This is a genomic window from Mycobacterium sp. 134, from assembly GCF_048282715.1.
Taxonomy (GTDB): Bacteria; Actinomycetota; Actinomycetes; order Mycobacteriales; family Mycobacteriaceae; genus Mycobacterium; species Mycobacterium septicum.
In genome coordinates this window covers 6,396,750-6,412,828 of sequence record NZ_JBLVUN010000008.1, presented here as the reverse complement: position 1 = coordinate 6,412,828, position 16,079 = coordinate 6,396,750, and the positions used below count along the sequence as shown (strand labels likewise).

12 protein-coding genes are annotated in these 16,079 nt (G+C 64.6%); 6 read left to right on the top strand and 6 right to left on the bottom strand.

Annotation, left to right across the window (positions count from 1 at the left end; genetic code table 11):
- Positions 1-5 precede the first annotated feature (5 nt).
- Entirely contained in the window at positions 6-1,139 is a 1,134-nt protein-coding gene (locus ACNQVK_RS35480; RefSeq protein ID WP_418033526.1) for a YeiH family protein, read from the bottom strand.
- A 265-nt stretch (positions 1,140-1,404) separates the two neighbouring features.
- Here ACNQVK_RS35480 and ACNQVK_RS35475 point away from each other — a divergent pair, with 265 nt between their 5' ends.
- Entirely contained in the window at positions 1,405-1,692 is a 288-nt protein-coding gene (locus ACNQVK_RS35475) for a hypothetical protein (RefSeq protein ID WP_418034538.1), read from the top strand.
- 38 nt (positions 1,693-1,730) lie between these two features.
- Positions 1,731-2,045, top strand: a complete 315-nt coding sequence (locus ACNQVK_RS35470; RefSeq protein WP_418033525.1) for a heme-binding protein — start codon at positions 1,731-1,733, stop codon at positions 2,043-2,045.
- A gap of 30 nt (positions 2,046-2,075) precedes the next feature.
- On the opposite strand, the gene ACNQVK_RS35465 is transcribed toward ACNQVK_RS35470, so the two are convergent.
- Entirely contained in the window at positions 2,076-2,672 is a 597-nt protein-coding gene (locus ACNQVK_RS35465) for a TetR/AcrR family transcriptional regulator C-terminal domain-containing protein (protein ID WP_418033524.1), read from the bottom strand.
- Positions 2,673-2,897: 225 nt separating this feature from the next.
- Here ACNQVK_RS35465 and ACNQVK_RS35460 point away from each other — a divergent pair, with 225 nt between their 5' ends.
- Complete coding sequence (locus tag ACNQVK_RS35460; protein WP_418034536.1) at positions 2,898-4,508, top strand: amidohydrolase; 1,611 nt, start codon at positions 2,898-2,900, stop codon at positions 4,506-4,508.
- 14 nt (positions 4,509-4,522) lie between these two features.
- Positions 4,523-5,866 (top strand): APC family permease, encoded by a 1,344-nt coding sequence (locus tag ACNQVK_RS35455; protein ID WP_418033523.1) that lies wholly within the window; start codon positions 4,523-4,525, stop codon positions 5,864-5,866.
- 20 nt (positions 5,867-5,886) lie between these two features.
- Here ACNQVK_RS35455 and ACNQVK_RS35450 read toward each other — a convergent pair whose 3' ends face one another.
- Positions 5,887-6,324 carry an organic hydroperoxide resistance protein gene (locus ACNQVK_RS35450; RefSeq protein WP_418033522.1) on the bottom strand — a complete coding sequence of 146 codons (438 nt, stop codon included), beginning with the start codon at positions 6,322-6,324 and terminating at the stop codon, positions 5,887-5,889.
- A gap of 96 nt (positions 6,325-6,420) precedes the next feature.
- On the opposite strand from ACNQVK_RS35450, the gene ACNQVK_RS35445 reads away from it, so the two are divergent.
- Positions 6,421-6,864: a MarR family winged helix-turn-helix transcriptional regulator gene (locus ACNQVK_RS35445; protein WP_418033521.1), complete on the top strand. Its 444-nt coding sequence runs from the start codon at positions 6,421-6,423 to the stop codon at positions 6,862-6,864.
- Here the strand turns inward: ACNQVK_RS35445 and ACNQVK_RS35440 are convergent.
- The 3 genes from ACNQVK_RS35440 to ACNQVK_RS35430 form a co-directional block, all read right to left on the bottom strand.
- Entirely contained in the window at positions 6,849-8,828 is a 1,980-nt protein-coding gene (locus ACNQVK_RS35440; protein WP_418033520.1) for an MFS transporter, read from the bottom strand. The two genes, ACNQVK_RS35445 and ACNQVK_RS35440, sit on opposite strands and share 16 nt — an antisense overlap.
- Before the next feature lie 342 nt (positions 8,829-9,170).
- Positions 9,171-10,196, bottom strand: a complete 1,026-nt coding sequence (locus ACNQVK_RS35435) for an alcohol dehydrogenase catalytic domain-containing protein (protein WP_418033519.1) — start codon at positions 10,194-10,196, stop codon at positions 9,171-9,173.
- Between the two features lie 2 nt (positions 10,197-10,198).
- Entirely contained in the window at positions 10,199-12,115 is a 1,917-nt protein-coding gene (locus tag ACNQVK_RS35430) for a flavin-containing monooxygenase (protein ID WP_418033518.1), read from the bottom strand.
- Between the two features lie 412 nt (positions 12,116-12,527).
- Here ACNQVK_RS35430 and ACNQVK_RS35425 point away from each other — a divergent pair, with 412 nt between their 5' ends.
- Complete coding sequence (locus ACNQVK_RS35425) at positions 12,528-16,025, top strand: DUF4020 domain-containing protein (RefSeq protein WP_418033517.1); 3,498 nt, start codon at positions 12,528-12,530, stop codon at positions 16,023-16,025.
- Positions 16,026-16,079: the final 54 nt, after the last annotated feature.

The window sequence follows — 16,079 nt, the reverse complement described above, 5'->3', positions numbered from 1 at the left end:
AACGGTTACCCCGTGCCGAAGCTGCCGAACAAACCGCCGAACAGGAGGGAGGCCAACCCGAGTGCCACCACGATGTTGACCACGGTGGCCGCCGCGAACAGCACGACGGGCCGCCAGCCGGCCTCTTTGAGGCCGCGGAGTGAGAATTCCAATCCGATCGCCACGAAAGCGAAGATCAGGAACCAGGTCCGCAGGTCGTTGACCGTTGCGATGGCCGTTTTGCCGTCGGATACGAACTGCAGGTAGAGCGTGCCGATGACCGAGGCGGCGATGAATCCGAGCACGAATTTGGGGAAGCGGTCCCAGAATTCGCGCAGCGACGGGCGGGCCACCGCCGGGTCGGGGGTGTCGGACTGGCGTTCGATCTTCAGGGCGAAGTAGGCGGTGAGGGCGATGGCAACGATGCCGATCAGCGCGTTCTGGGTGGTCTTGACGATCGTGGCGATCTGCAGGGCCTGCTCGCCGGCGATCGTGCCTGCCGCGGCCACGGCCGCGGTGGTGTCGATGTTGCCGCCGATCCAGGCTCCGGCGACCGCGTCGGACAGTCCGAACACGTCGGCAAGCCAGGGCAGCAGGAAGATCGAGGGGAGCGCGAACACGATGACGAGCGACGCGGCGTATGCCAGTTGCTCTTTTCGGGCCTGTACCGCGCCTGCGGCCGCGATGGCCGCGCTCACCCCGCAGATGGAGACCGCCGACGCGAGCAGTGCCCGAAGCTTGTCATCGAGACCGAGTCGCCCGCCCAGCCACCACGTGAACCCGAAGACGATCGAAATCAGCAGCAGGGCTTGGATGATCGCCGGTCCCGCGGCGGTGGCCAGCACCTTGAGATTGATCGATGCTCCCAGTAGGACCAGGCCGGTCTTGATGAAGAACTCGGTGCGAAATCCCTGGGACAGGACGTCGCGGAGCGCGAACTTGGCCAGGATCGCGTTGCCGATCAACCCGAGAGCGATTGCGTAGACCGGGAATTCGATCGATTTGGCGACCTTGGCCAAGGGAGTTCCGGCGGCCCAGTGCGGAACCTGGGTCTCCAGGAACCGGGTCGCCGCACCCAGTGCGATGACCACCAGCACCCCGGCTACGGCGTAGCCGATCTTCGGCGAGTGCTGTTGCGAGCGTTCCTCGGTGCTGGTCATGGGATCACGCTGCCGGGGATGGCGCCGACGAGCACGAGGGCAAGTAAGGTGAGGCCGACGATCACGGCGAGCCAGTCTTCGTTCACGCGCGTCAGGGTAGGTACGGCCGAATCCGGCAGGGAGCCTTGCAATCTGTGCGAGCGCAACCGGTTACGAATGATGTGCGCTCTGGCAGGGAACCCGTTATTGTCGATCCCGCATATAGGACGTCCTCGGGATTTATTCTCGGCTTACGGGGACCTACTGAGGAGTGGTCATGCGGAGCATGTGGCGTCCAGCGATACTCGGATTGGCCGGTTTGACGGTACCGATCGCCATCGCCGTCGCACCCCCAGCCGCGGCGGACTGCGTCGATGCCGGCGGTTCGACGGTGTGTGCACAGGGCAACGTCCGTGGCGGAGGGCCGACGCCGCCGAAGGCGGGTCCCTACTACCCGTATTACTGTGCCAACGACTGGTACTGCGCCGGCGGGGGCTTAGAAATCAACATCGACCCCCGCCCGCCCGACAACGGCGGTGGTGGCGGCGGCGGCTGGCGGCCGGGGCGTCCGTGAGCCTTAGCCCAGTTATCCGAGTCGATTTAGGAGCCACGATGTTCACTCGTGTGATCGCCACCGGCGCAATCAGCCTGTCGCTCTTGGCTGTTGGTGCGCCTATCGCTGCCGCGGACGAGCCGAACTGCACGGCTGCCGACCTGGCCGGGGTGATGGCCGGGGTCCGCGCGGCCACCTCGGCTTACCTGTTCACCCATCCCGACGTCAATGACTTCTTCACCAGCCTCAAGGGGCAGTCGACCGACCAGATGGAAGATTCGGTGCAGGTGTACCTCGAGGACAAGCCGCAGATTCGGGCCGAACTGCAAGGCCTCCGGCAACCGGCGACCGATTTCCGTAACCGCTGCGGGTAGTCGCGATTCACAGCGTGGGCTGGTTCAGGCCTAGACCAGCCCGCGCAGCAGCACCGCTAGTCCGTACTCGAACGCGTCGTCGGCGCGTGCCGGCCTGGGCGCGCCGGTGGCCAGTGCGGCGGTCAACTCGGGTCCGACCGGGTCCCCGGATTCCCACGGTTTGTCCGGGGCGGTGAGGTCGAGGGCCGAGCCCAGCACGTAGTTGTCGACCAGGGTGATGGTCCGCAGCGTGTCGGTGGGGCTGAACCCGGCGCGGGTCAGGGTGACGGCCAGTGCGTTGTACATCGTGAGGGCCTGGCTGCTGTTGACGGCATGGGCGGTGAGCAGGGGAATCAGTCGCGGATAGCGGGCGAAGCTGCTGCGGTACGAGCGCATGATGTCGGCCAGGATGTCGGCCCACGGCCGGTCGGCGTCGATGTCGGGTAACTCGACTTCCGACATCGCCCGTTCTCGGAGCAGTTCGACGATCTGCTCGCGCCCGGACACGTGGTTGTACAGCGATGACGGGCTGACCTTGAGCTTGCGGGCCAGTTCGGGGATGGTGAATCCACCCGTCGTGCTGACGAGATCCATTGCCGCGCTGGCGATCCGGTCCGTTGACAGGATCGGTATCGATGGACGCCCCATAAACTGTCCCCCCTTGATTTCCTCCCACCGCTTTACAAAGGGTGGTCTGGGTCACAGAATAAACGAATTCTATTCGCTTTAGGAGTGACATGACCACGTTCACCGCGGCCGCCCGCGCACCGCTGCCGTGCGGTGCTGCCCGACCTCGATGAACTCACCAAGGTGCTCCGCGGGACCGCGGTGTCTCTGCCCGAGAAATAGGACCAATTTGTGACTTCGTTCTCCGTGCCGGACAAGGCTGCGACCCTCTTCCACGGCGGTACGGTCTGGACTCCCGCGACGACCACCGATGCGCTGCTCGTCGTCGACGGGGTGGTGCAGGCCGTGGGTGACGACGCGATGGCGTCGGCGGCCGATCAGAAGATCGACCTGGAGGGCGGCTTCCTGATGCCGTCGTTCGGTGACGGCCATGCACATCCACTGTTCGGCGGTTTGGAGTCGGCGGGCCCCGCGGTCCGGCCCTGCCAGTCGATCGACGAAATTGTGTCGGCAGTAAAGGAGTTCGCGGAGGCGAACCCCGATCAGGAGTGGATCGTCGGCGCATCTTACGACGGCAGCCTTGCCCCCGGTGGATTGTTCGACGCGCGATGGCTCGACGCGGCGGTCCCGGACCGCCCCGTGGTGTTGCGCGCCTGGGATTACCACACCTTCTGGGTCAATTCGGTTGCGCTGCAGCGTGCCGGCATCACTGCGGACAGTCCCGAGCCGGTACTCGGTGAGATTCCGCGCCGTGAGGACGGCTCCCCGCTGGGCACATTGCGTGAATGGGGTGCCACCGACCTGATCACCGCCGTCATGCCGGCCCTTGACGAGACCGTCCGGGTCGCGGCGCTGGGCACGGCCGCCGACTATTACCTGGCGCGCGGCGTGACGTGGGTTCAGGACGCGTGGGTCGAGCCGGCTGAGCTGGACACCTACCTCGCGGCCGTCCGGCAGGGCACCCTGCGGATGCGGTTCAACCTGGCCTTCTACGCCGACCCGCGCCACTTCGACGCCCAGGTCACGCAATACGCCGCGGCCAGGGACCGGGTTCAGGCCGCGGGTTCACCGCTGCTGACCGCGCAGACCGTGAAGTTCTTCGCCGACGGCGTGGTGGAGAACGAGACCGGTGCGCTGCTGGAGCCCTACTGCTCGGGTCTGCACTCGCACGGCATGCAGTTGTGGGAGGGCAACGCTCTGGCCGAGGCGGCCAAGAAGGTCGACGATCTGGGTCTGCAGATCCACATCCACGCGATCGGCGATGCCGCAGTGCGCCAGGCCCTCGATGCCATCGAATACGTTGCGCGGCAGAACGGTCCGCGGGACCGCCGACCTGTGATCGCGCACGCCCAGCTGGTGGACGACGCCGATCTGGGCCGGTTCGCCGAGCTCGGTGTCATCCCGAACATGCAGCCGCTGTGGGCGCAGATGGATGCCCTGATGACAGTGCTCACGATTCCCCGGCTTGGGGCCGAACGGGCGGATCGGCAGTACCGGATGCGCACGCTGGAGAGTTCGGGTGCGGCGCTGGCGTTCGGATCGGATTGGCCGGTGTCCTCGGGTGCGCCGCTGGACGGTATCTCTGTCGCGGTCTCGCGGTGTACGTCCGAGGGCGAGCCGGCGGGTGGCTGGACCCCGGAAGAGGTCCTTCCGATCGAGCACGCGCTGACGTCCTACACCACTGCCGTGGCGTATCAGGCTTTCGCGGAAGAGAATTGGGGCCGCATTGTTCCCGGTTCGAGTGCTGATCTGGTGTGGTTGGACCGCGATCCGAGGTACCTCCCACCATCCGAGCTTCCGGCGCTGAAGGTGCGCGCCACCTATCTGCAGGGCACGCAGGTCTATTCGGCCGAGTAATGAGAGGAACTGGCATGTCCGATGTGGCTGAGGTGACCGAGGGGCGGCTGCGCCGTGCTCTGGGCCTGCCGTCGTTGGTGCTGTTCGGTCTGGTCTACATGGTGCCGCTCACGGTGTTCACCACCTACGGCATCGTCACCCAGACCACCGGCGGCAGGTTGTCGGTCGCCTATCTGGTGACGCTGGCGGCCATGGTGTTCACCGCACGGTCATACGCCATGATGGCGGTCGCCTACCCGGTCGCCGGCTCGGCATACACCTACACGCAGAAGACGTTCGGCGCCCCGGTCGGGTTCCTCGCCGGATGGTCGCTCCTGCTGGATTACCTGTTCCTGCCGATGATCAACTACCTGGTGATCGGGATCTATCTGCACGCCGCGCTGCCCGCGATCCCGTCCTGGGTGTTCGTCGTGCTGTCCATCGCGATCGTGACGGTGCTCAACATCGTCGGCATCGTGTCGGTGGCCAGGGCGAACTTCGTCATCATCGCGGTGCAGGCGATCTTCATCGTGACGTTCCTGGTGCTGGCCACCTCCAAGGTGCTGAGCCTGGGCACGCTCGATCTGATGGCTCCGCTCCACGGCGACGGGACCACGACCGGATTCAGCCCGGTGTTGGCGGGCGCGGCGATCCTGTGCTTGTCGTTCCTGGGATTCGATGCGGTGTCCACGTTGTCCGAGGAGGCCAAGGAGCCCAGGCGATCTGTGCCGCAGGCGATCATGATCGCGACGCTGGTGTCGGGTGTGATCTTCGTCGTGCTGTCTTATCTCGGGCAGCTGGTGTTCCCCTCCAACCAGTTCGCCGATGTCGAGTCCGGATCGCTGGATCTGATGCTCACCGCGGGCGGGCAGTTCCTGCAGACTTTCTTCACCGCGGCTTACGTCGCCGGTGCGCTCGGATCCGCCATCACGTCGCAGGCTTCGGTGGCCCGGATCCTGTACGCGATGGGACGCGATGGCATCCTGCCGCGCCCGGTCTTTGGTTTCGTCTCGCCGCGGTTCGCCACCCCGGTGTACGCGATCCTGGCGGTGTCGGTCGTATCGCTACTGGCGACCGTCATCTCCCTGGCCACGCTGGCCTCGCTGATCAGTTTTGGTGCGCTGGTGGCATTCTCGGTGGTCAACCTGTCGGTCATCAGGCACTACTTCGTCGACCGGCAAGAACGCGACGGCCTGCAGGTGTTCAGCAAGCTCGTGCTGCCACTGATCGGTTTCCTGCTGACCGTGTGGCTGTGGACGAGCTTGTCCGGCACTACGCTTATCGTCGGATTGTGCTGGCTGGCAGTGGGTTTCGTGTGGCTGGCCGGGGTTACCCGTGGTTTCCAGCGGCCGACGCCGGTGCTGGACATGAAGGAGTAATCCCGGCCGGGCACAACGTGTCAGGCGACGCTGATGGTGACGTCGATGTTGCCGCGGGTCGCCTTCGAATACGGGCAGACCTGGTGCGCGTCATCGGCGATCGCCTGGGCGGTCTCCCGGTCGACACCCGGGATGGTGACGTTGAGCCGGGCCCGCAGTGAGAATGCCCCATCGGTGTTGAGCAGGTCTACCTCCGCGTCCACCGCGGTCTCGGCGGGCAGCTTCACGTTGTGCTTGCCCGCGGTCAGGCCCATGGCACTCAGGAAGCATGCCGACCATCCGGCCGCGAACAACTGCTCGGGGTTGGTGCCGGCGCCGTTGCCGCCCGGCGGGGTCAGCTGGATGTCGAGGTTGCCGTCGGAGCTGTAAGACTCACCCTGCCGCCCGCCGGTGGTGTGGGTCTGCGCGGTGTAGAGGACGTTGTCGGTCTGGCTGCTGGTCACTGAGGTCTCCTTCATGTGGATGGTCCGATGCAATTGGATGCGTTAGAGATGAACGCAGGATGCTCCGCATTCCATCCCATCCGATTGAATCGGATCCGATACAATTTGGGTATGGCACCTGAGGCTCCGCAGCTCTCCGACTTCCTGTGCTTTGCCATCTACTCGGCCAATCTCGCGTACGGCAAGGCCTACAAGCCGATCCTGGACAGCAAGGGCATCACGTACACGCAGTACATCGCGATTGTCGCGCTCTCGGAGCAAGACCACCAGACCGTCGGAGGCCTGGGCGAGAAGCTGTTCCTGGAGTCCAACACGTTGACGCCGATCCTGAAGAAGCTCGAAACGCTGGGATATGTCACGCGGCAGCGTGATCCCAGCGACGAGCGTCAGGTGGTCGTCAGCCTCACCGACGCCGGCCGTGAACTCCGCGAGCAGGCGTTCGAGATGGACCTCGTGGCGGCCACCGGTCTGTCACTGGACGAACTCAGGATCATGCAGCGCGGTGTGTCCACGCTGCGGGATAACCTCCGCAAGCACGTTCAGGACAGCGTCTGACAGCTGTGCTCCTCGGGCACGACCAACACCGGAGTCGTGGAATGCGCGACGACGGCGGCGGCCACGCTGCCTTCCAAGTGGCCCAGTAGCCCGTTGCGCCGGTGCGGGCCGACCACGATGAGGCTCGCGTTGTGCTCGTCGGCGGTCTCGACGATGCCCTTCCAAATGGGCGCGGCTTCGACGGCCAACGCCTGGGCCGAGAAGCCGGCCCGGTTGGCCAGCGATGCGCCGTGCGCAGCCGTCTGCTGAGCGACGCGGCGTACTTCGGTGGCCTGATCGGCATCGAAATGGGTGGACTCGACCGGCGTGAATCCGACATCGACCGGCTGCCAGACGCACACCACCAGCGCGTCGCGGTGGGCTGACAGTTCGGCCGCCGCATGTTCGATGGCGGACGCGGCGCGCGGTGTTCCGTCGTAGGCCAACAGCACCGGCCCAGGGGAGGCGGAGCTCGTGCCCTGTGCGACCGGCACAGCCGGTTGGGTGGCGCCGGACGGGGTGATGGGTGCGGGCAGGCCGGGACGGAGCCGTGCCAGAAGAGGCGGCGAGTACCAGGCCGGGGATTCGCCATCGAGGAACTGGTCAAGGTCGGGCTGCTGGGGCCGGGCGCCGCTGAGGACGTAGACGGCCACCCCGAAGATGGCGCCGCCGACCGACAGTCCGAATCCGACCCACAGGGCGTCGCCGGCGCCCGCGGTGAGACCGCCGGCCGCCGTCGCCGCGAAGTGGGCGAAGATCGGCGCCACCATGAAGGCGGCGACGGCCCGCAGCAATTCGATGATCGCGAACACGCGCTGAAGGCTGTTGGACTGCAACGAGAAACCGGCGACGAACAATGCGGGAGCCACCGTGGCGCCCAACGCCAGCCCGGTCAGGGCGGAGCCGAGCAGGGCCAGCGGCTGGTTCGCCGGAAGGGCGCACCGGAACACCAGGATTCCGGCGGCCAACAGCGCCATGCCGACGAGCGGCAGGTAGTGCATGGCGCGCCTGGAGATGACGAACCCGAAAACGAAGGCCATCACGATGGCACCGCCGAGCTCGGGCAGGTACAGCAGCCCGACCTGCACCGGGCTGTAGGTCTGCATGAAAACCTGGGCCGTCAACGCGGTCGCCGCCACCGATGCGGCAGCAGCGAAGAGTGCGAGGCCGACGCCGGCGACCGGGATCGAGCTGGTGAGCATCGTGCGGACGGTCAGCAACGGGCGACGAGCCCGGAACTGGTAGGCGATGAGCACCACGATCAGCGCCAGGCCGCCCACCATCGGCGCGAGCGCCGCCGGGTCGGTGAAACTGTGACTGGTGAGTTGTGCCGCGCCGATGAAGGCAGCGGCGCAGCCGACGGCGGCCAGTCCGATCGCCTTCAAGTCACGCGGCGCGTCAAGATCGGCAGGCGGCGCGTCCTCGAAGGTCAGAGCAGCCATCAGCAGGGCGAGGACGGCGATTCCCGCGATGATCCAGAACAATGGTCGCCACGCGTGGGCCTCGGCCTGCGCTCCGCCGATGAACGGGCCGAGGGCCACGGCGCCGAACACGCACATGTTCATGATCACGGCCGTGTAGCGCAGCTTGTCCCTGGGGAAGCCGATGGTCAGAGGTGGCGCCGCGGCGATCAGCAGCATGCTGGTCGCCAGTCCCTGCAGGACGTGACCAGAGATGAACATTGCCCCGTTGACTGCCGATGCGGCGAGAATCGAGCCAAGGACAAGTACCACCGCGTAGGCGAGCAGCATCCGGCGCTGCGGCAGGTGCTGGGCGAACTGGACGGCCAGCACGGTACCCACGGCATAGGCTGCGTTGCCCAGGCCGAAGCCCAGGCTCATGGCCTGGGCGGACAGGTTCAGCTGCGCCGAGATGATCGGCACCAGCGGATCGACCGCGGCGGACAACGCCAGGTAGGGGATCAACGCCAAGGTGACCATGGCGGCCACCGCGGGATACCGGCCGGCGAGCGGACCCTGGCGCATCAGCGCCGCCCGGTGAGGGCTGTGGGCGGTGCCTGGCGCAGTGGCGCCGCGTTCGGACAGTCAACTAACGAGTTCGATTGGCGCACGTGTCCGTTTAACTGCCCGCACCGCAGGTGTTATTCCGTTGGTGGCGAGGAAATTCCGGATTGTGAAGCGACTCACGAAAATTTGCATAGTGCAACGATGTGTTGTAGGACGCCGATTGCGCTGGGAGCGAGACGCTTTCATGAAGTTCACAGCGAATTGACAGCTGGCGCCGTCAAGCCGCCCTGCGATCTCGCGAAAGGCGTTGTCAAACGGGGCTATTCGGCGACATTGCGCGCCCGGTCGTGGCCGCCGCGGCTATGGCTTGAGCTGAACCTTCAGGTCTTCACCCGAGCGGGAGAACGCCTTGGCATAGCCATCGGCGGCCTCGTCCAGCGACATCGTGGTGGTGAAGATTCCGTCGACGTCGAGCCGGCCGGCCTGCAGCAGCGGGATGAGCTCGGGCCAGGTCTGCTGCACAGGTGCGGTGGTCAGCCGGATGGTCAGGCTGCGCAGCAGGCAAGCCAGCGCAGGCATTGGGTAGGGCTGCAGATCGTGCACGCCGACGATGGACACGGTGCCGCCGGCGCGGACCGCGTCAATGGCGTCGTTGATCGAGGCGTCCATGCCCACGGCGTCGATGACGGAGTCCACGCCGAGGCCACCGGTGGCCTCCCGGATCGCCTGCGCCGAGGGCGGGGCGAACGTGATCGCGCCCGAAGCCCCCGCGCGGTCACGCCGGGCCTCCACCGGGTCGACGGCGAAAACCTTTGCCGCACCGAGGGTGATGGCACTGCGCAGGGCACACATGCCGACCGCGCCCAAACCGATCACCGCGACGGAGCCGCCGATCGGAATGTCGGCGCGTTTGGCCGCCGCCCATCCGGTGGCCAGGTTGTCGGTCAGCAGTAGCGCCTGCTCGGTGCTGATGTTCTCCGGCATCTTCAGCAGCTGGAAGTCCGCCGCCGGCACCGCGAGGAGTTCAGCCTGGGCGCCGCCGAGGAATCCGGTGCCGAAGATCTGCGGTCCCTGCACGCAGCGGATCGGGTCGTGGGTGGCGCAGCCGCCGCAGTGCCCACACCCGGCCACCGAGGACACCAGCACCCGGTCGCCGACGGCGAACCCGGTTACCTCCGGACCGATTTCGACAACCGTGCCCACTGCCTCATGTCCGACGGACACCGGGTCGGCGATGGGGTAGTGGCCTTCCAGGAAGTGGAGGTCCGACCCGCAGATCGAGGCGGCCTCGACCTTGACGATCGCCCCGTCCGGGCCGGGCAGCACCGGGTCAGGCCGGGTCTCGACGCTGACCTGACCGGAACTGTCTACGACGACCGCGCGCATGCTCACGCCTCCTGCACTGTGAAGTCCGACCAGATGGGTTCGTTGATGGCAGAGCGGTATTCGCTCAATCGCCATGGGCTGACGGTGTGGATCTCTCCGTCGGCATTCTTGAAGTACGAGTGTTTGATCGAGGGCTGCGCCCACACGGTTTGGCGGATCGCCTCCTGCGAGCGGCGGTGCCATTCCCTGGTCGGTTCGGGCAGCGGCTCCATGGTCCGCAGGCCCTCGGTGATGAGGTGCTCCAGGCACTTGTTGATGTAGCGCATCTGCAGTTCCGAGTTGAGGATCAGGCTGCCGCCGTGTGCGAGGTGTGTCCCCGGGCCGTAGGTCATGAAGAAGTTCGGGAATCCGGGCACAGTGATGCCGCGGTAGGCGTATGGACGCCGGCCCCAGACCTCGTGCAGGTCGACGCCGTCGCGCCCGGTGATGGCCATCGGGAACAGCACATCGGTGGCGCGAAAACCGGTGGCGTACACGATGATGTCGACGTCGTGGGTCTGGCCGTCGGCCGTGACGATCCCGGTCGGGGTGATGCGCTCGATCGGGGTGCGGATCAGGTCCACGTTGTCGCGCTTGAGGGTGCCCAGCCAGCTTCCGTTGTCCTGCAGAGTGCGCTTGCCGGTGGCCGGGTAGTCGGGCAGCGCCTTGGCCAGCAGTTCGGGGTCGTCGCCGACCTGGGTGGTGATCCAGTCGGTGAACATGATGCGGGCGATGGCATTGATCTCGCTGACCGCGTTGCCCTGATCGTCGTAGTCCGGGTCCACGCGTGCGGCGTCCAGGCCCTTGTCGGCTCCGGGCCACAGCAACAGGAAGCGGTACCACCGGCCGTAATACGGCAGGTGCTCCATCGCCCAGCGCACGCCGTCGGCGACGGGCTCGTGGTACATCGGGTTGGGGAACATCCACTGCGCGGTGCGCTGGAAGACCGTGAGGTGTTCGACCTTGTCGGCTATGGCCGGGGCGATCTGGAAACCGCTGGCGCCGGCCCCGATCAGGGCGACCCGCTTGCCGGTGACGTCGACGTCGTGGTCCCACGCCGCGGAGTGAAATGCCGGTCCCGCAAAGGCTTCCGCGCCGGGGAAGTCGGGGATCTGGGGCCGGTTGAGCTGGCCGACGGCGGTGATGACCGCGTTGGCCCGCAGCGTCTCGGTGCCTGCGGCCGAGCGCACCGTGACGTTCCACATCTTGCCGTCCCACTCGGCGGAGACCACCTCGGTGTTCCACCGGATATGGGGCTCCAGCTTGTGGCGGTCCACCACGTCGCGGAAGTACTGGCGCAGCTCGGGCTGCTCGGCGAAGAAGTGGTCCCAGTGGTTGCTGGGTTCGAAGCTGTAACAGTAGAAGTGGTTGGCCACGTCGACGCGGGCGCCGGGATAGCTGTTCTCCCACCAGGTTCCGCCCGGGCCGGCGTTCTTCTCCACGATGGTGAAGTCGATGTCGGCCTGCTTGAGGCGCACCCCGGCCAGTACGCCGGATTCCCCGCAGCCGATCACGACGACGCGGAAATCGTCGGTGTTCTCCAGCGTGGTGGGCCGGCGCGGATCGACGCCCTCGAGGTCGAGTTCCTCCAGGACCAGCGGCAGGTTGTCGTCGTCGACCGCCTCGCAGGCCGCCCAGTCCAGCATCTCCCTGACCAGTTCGGCAGACAGCGGGTCGGGGACCGGGCAACCGCGGTCGCGGTAGTCGGCGAGCACCGGCAGCGCGACCTCACGGACCCGTGCCTTGTCCTCCTCGCTCATGAAGCCCTGCACCTCGTTGAGGAACAGCCCGGCCTGTTTGAACTCGCGGACGTAGCGCGGGTCGCCGGTGATGTGCACGAGCGAGAGCAGCAGTGTCGGGATGCTGACCTGCTCTAATGCCGCCGCGATGTCGGCATCGGGCGTGGTGAACGGCTGGCCGACGTGGAAGCTCCGGGTCACGCGGCGTTACGCTACTGCCCGTAGCGTTATGTGACAAGGGGTGTTGTGGCTCTGCCCTTGTGGGTTGTCAATCGTTGCGTCGAAATTCTCATCTTGATGCCAAGTGAGTATTGGATTCGAGGTGCAGATGAGGGCGGGAACGCTCCGACGGGATGTTGATAAGTCGCGAGATGTCGATCCGACGTCGCCGTTGCCCTACGCGTTCTGCGATTGGCTCTCGAGTTCAGGTATGTCGACCGCTGCTCTGAGTGCAGGGAGGTGCCGCTTCAACTGAACCGGATAACTGTCATGTGCGCAGAATCGATGACGGCACGACTGGAAATTGGAGGGTATGGCACGACGTGGGCGCGGTCGTCCCGTATAAAAACGGCGTGGCGCCGGATTGGGAGCGTCATATGGAGTGGGCTGATTAGTGGAGCTGCTGATGGCGTGGTACGGCGAGGTAGAGATTCCCGACGATCTCGTTGAAGCGCAGCAGAAAGGCGAGCTCGTTCTATTTGTGGGGGCCGGTGCATCAATCGGCCCTCCGTCGAACTTGCCGGGCTTCTGGCACCTTGCTGAGATCATCAGAGATGAAAGTGAATTGGGCGAGGCCATCGGCAAGTTGGATGGCCAAGCACTCGATGAGGTTTTAGGCAGGATCGACCACGACTACGACGTCGACGTACATCTAAGAGCTGCGGAGTTACTGAGCCCGACCGGATCATCCCCTAACAGGCTGCATCACGCTATCGCTGCTCTAGCGCAGAGTTCATGCGCGCGCGTCGTTACCACCAACTACGACCGCCACTTATCCGCTGCCTTCGGCCAGGACGTCAGCGAGTATGTCGCCCCGGCGCTACCGGTTGGCAACGATTTCCATGGGCTCGTATACCTCCATGGGGCTCTTCCCAAGCAGCCCGAGCAGTCAGCGCCCGGGAGGCTGATCATCACCGCCAGAGATTTCGGCGTCGCCTACCTGACTGAGGCCTGGGCTGCACGATTTCTGGAACGGATGTTCGCCACCTATTCAACACTCTTCATCGGCTACAGCCACGACGACGTAATCATGAAATACCTGGCGCGTGGACTTGGTTCGCAAGCGAAGCCTCGATACATCCTGACGGACAAACCCGAATCGGACGACTGGAACCAACTCAACATCGTCGCGATTGAATACTCGCCAGACAGGGGCCATCTGGCTCTCTGCGAGGCGATCGAGAAGTGGGCGACGCGATCGCAGGGCGGATTACTTGCTCGGCAACGGCACATCGAACAGATTGTGAAATCCGTTCGCCCCCAGGATTTGTCGGCCGAGCAACGATCGTCCGTTGAGGTGACAGTCGCTGACGAGAAGTCGGTCAGGTTCTTCTGCGACTACGCGGACGGGAAGGATTGGCTTGACTGGATATCTCAGCAGTCCGCGTTCCAACTGCTGTTCGACACCAATGTCGCGTCAACAGTCGTCTCCTGGCGACTAGCAACGTGGTTCGCCCGGACCTACGTAACGGTGGAGATGTCTGAACACGCGCTGGCCGTCGTTAGAGCCGCGGGTGGTCATCTGGGTTCCGACCTGTGGGACGCAATAGCCCGTCAACTGAGTAGTGTCTCTCGGGGTCAGTCAGTTCCGGTGACGCTACTCAGCTGGATTGCGCTGCTAATCCGGGACGCCCCCCAGAACGAACCGTACCTCGACGTAATGCTGTCGAGGTCGAGCATGCCGGCCAAGAGTCCGGCTGCGGTGGCGCTCTTCGCGTATCTCACTGAACCTCAACTCCGTCTAGCTCCATACCTGTTTGGGCGATCTCACTTCGAGATCCGCTTTCGCGGAAACGATCACTGGCTCAGGGAGGCCTGGGATGGTGTCTTCAAGCCGTGCTTTCCGGAAGTGGCCCCCGACCTGTTGGCAGTTGTCGACCAACAGCTGAGGCGGGCGCAACGCGACATCAGTCTCGCGAATGGTCCGGGTTCAGCGAGCGAACTCGTGTCGATGAGGGGCGCCATCGCATCGATCGGCGACCAGGACTACCCTGACTCGCTGGATCTGCTTATCGATTTCGCGCGGGACTGCATTGAATCAATGCTCGACACTGAAAGTTCCCGGGCTGGATCGCAATTGGCGGCATGGGCGGATTCTGACGTCCCGCTTCTTCGGCGGCTGGCGTTGCACGGCTGGACGCACCGCACTGACGTCGAAGTCGCCGCGAAGATCGAGTGGCTTAGCACGCTGCGTTGGATGCTCGACTACCCATATGAGACTGAAGTGGTGCCGCTTCTTGTACAGGCTTCAAGGGCCAGCGCAACTGCCGTCGATGGTCTCATCGCACATCTGGTGGCTGGGGCCGACGATGGGGAATACAGTGCTCGTCGTGCGTTCCGATTTCTACACATGCTGCGAGAGCACAGTCCGTACGCGGCGAGCGCTGACCAGGCTATCGCGACCCTGCTTGGGCGACACCCGGATCTGAGAAGGTTCGTTGAACCCGCAGTGGAGGTGAGCGCGCGTCAACCATTGGCGCCGACGCATGAGGAACTACAAGATCTGGTGGAGAGCGATCCTGCATCTGCAGTGCGAGCCGTACAGGCACAAGCGGAGCAGGAGCCAGAAATTCGTAGCTACACCTGGTATGAGAGCGCCTCGCAGCTAACGCCCATAGTCCAGGCCAGGCCAGCGCTTGGGTTCACCTTGTCACACGCTGTCGAAGGCGTCGAGGAGCAGTTGCGATCAGCTGTGATCGGTGCCGTCGTACGCGGTTGGTCTCAGTGCAGTGTTGACAGTGTTACGGCGGAGCGCATCGTGGCACATCTTGGCAATCTCGATCTGAATGGCGTCGTGGGCGACGTGGCCCTGATGCTGATGCCGCGTAATGCCGAAGAAGGGCAACCGGATTGGTGCTCCGTTGCCGGCACTAAGCAACTCGCCGACAAATGCTGGAGCATAGTCGAAAGACGCTCGCAGGATCCTTCGAGCGACGACTGGGTGCATGCCGCAATCAACCATCCGGCAGGGCAACTAGCATTGTTCTGGATCCGGGTGTTGGAAGATCAAGCTGAAGAAGATCACGCGTGGAACGGATTGCCACCTGACTTGGCCACCCGGTTCGAGTCCATGCTCCAAGCTGGCGACGGCCGAAGCGATATGGCCCAGGTGGTCTTTGCCAGGGCGATCGGTTTGATGCACCAACTCGATCCGGTGTGGTGTGAACAACATTTGCTCCCGCTTTTCGCGTGGGACCCGCCAGACCGCGCGAATCGTGTCTGGTCGGGGTTCCTATCGGGAGGGCGGGTCACCGACAGCCTGCTTAACGCGGGGATGATGGAATCTGTCCTCACGGCGGCTGCGCACCGACATGATCTTCCAAAGCGATACTCGGAGAGTCTATTTGGTCTTTGCGCGTCGATGGCCCTGAAGTCGAAGATCGAACCAGGAGCCTGGATCGGCAAGTTCATGCGTAACTGTGATCTTGAGGCGCGAGTGGCATGGGCAAACCGGATCGCAGAAGGTCTCGCGTCAATGTCCTCGGCTGAGGTAGAGGCGCAATGGAACCGTTGGATGAAGACCTTTTGGCGAAATCGTTTGGCGAGTGTCCCGCGGAAAATCAACTTCGAAGAGGCCTCGGCGATGGCCGCATGGGTGGTCTACCTCACTGACTCCGCGTCGGTAGGCGTCGAACTTGCACTGAAGTACCCAGCGGGGTTCACCGAGCGAACGCGGATCATGCACAGGCTTTCCGAAGAACGAATTCGCTACGCTCCGAGCGACTTTGCGTGCCTGGTGATTCACTTGTTGACCAACACGCGGTTGCCGTTCTATGGCTTCGACCTCCCTGAACTCGTGGCTCGATTTCGCAGCGCCGGCGTCTCCGAAGTCTTTCTGACACAACTCGAAGAGCGAGCGCTGCACCTCGGAATTGTGGTCAGCGAACTCTAGGTTGCGTCCTCGACGAACTTGATACGCCGGGGACTCGATAATCGCTAGAACCGG

Excerpts from the sequence above, each read along its gene's own strand:
- ACNQVK_RS35465 (WP_418033524.1), bottom strand. The coding sequence starts at position 2,672 with ATGGGGCGTCCATCGATACCGATCCTGTCAACGGACCGGATCGCCAGC.
- ACNQVK_RS35475 (WP_418034538.1), top strand. The coding sequence starts at position 1,405 with ATGTGGCGTCCAGCGATACTCGGATTGGCCGGTTTGACGGTACCGATC.
- ACNQVK_RS35445 (WP_418033521.1), top strand. The coding sequence starts at position 6,421 with ATGGCACCTGAGGCTCCGCAGCTCTCCGACTTCCTGTGCTTTGCCATC.
- ACNQVK_RS35440 (WP_418033520.1), bottom strand. The coding sequence starts at position 8,828 with ATGCGCCAGGGTCCGCTCGCCGGCCGGTATCCCGCGGTGGCCGCCATG.
- ACNQVK_RS35450 (WP_418033522.1), bottom strand. The coding sequence starts at position 6,324 with ATGAAGGAGACCTCAGTGACCAGCAGCCAGACCGACAACGTCCTCTAC.
- ACNQVK_RS35455 (WP_418033523.1), top strand. The coding sequence starts at position 4,523 with ATGTCCGATGTGGCTGAGGTGACCGAGGGGCGGCTGCGCCGTGCTCTG.
- ACNQVK_RS35435 (WP_418033519.1), bottom strand. The coding sequence starts at position 10,196 with ATGCGCGCGGTCGTCGTAGACAGTTCCGGTCAGGTCAGCGTCGAGACC.
- ACNQVK_RS35470 (WP_418033525.1), top strand. The coding sequence starts at position 1,731 with ATGTTCACTCGTGTGATCGCCACCGGCGCAATCAGCCTGTCGCTCTTG.
- ACNQVK_RS35480 (WP_418033526.1), bottom strand. The coding sequence starts at position 1,139 with ATGACCAGCACCGAGGAACGCTCGCAACAGCACTCGCCGAAGATCGGC.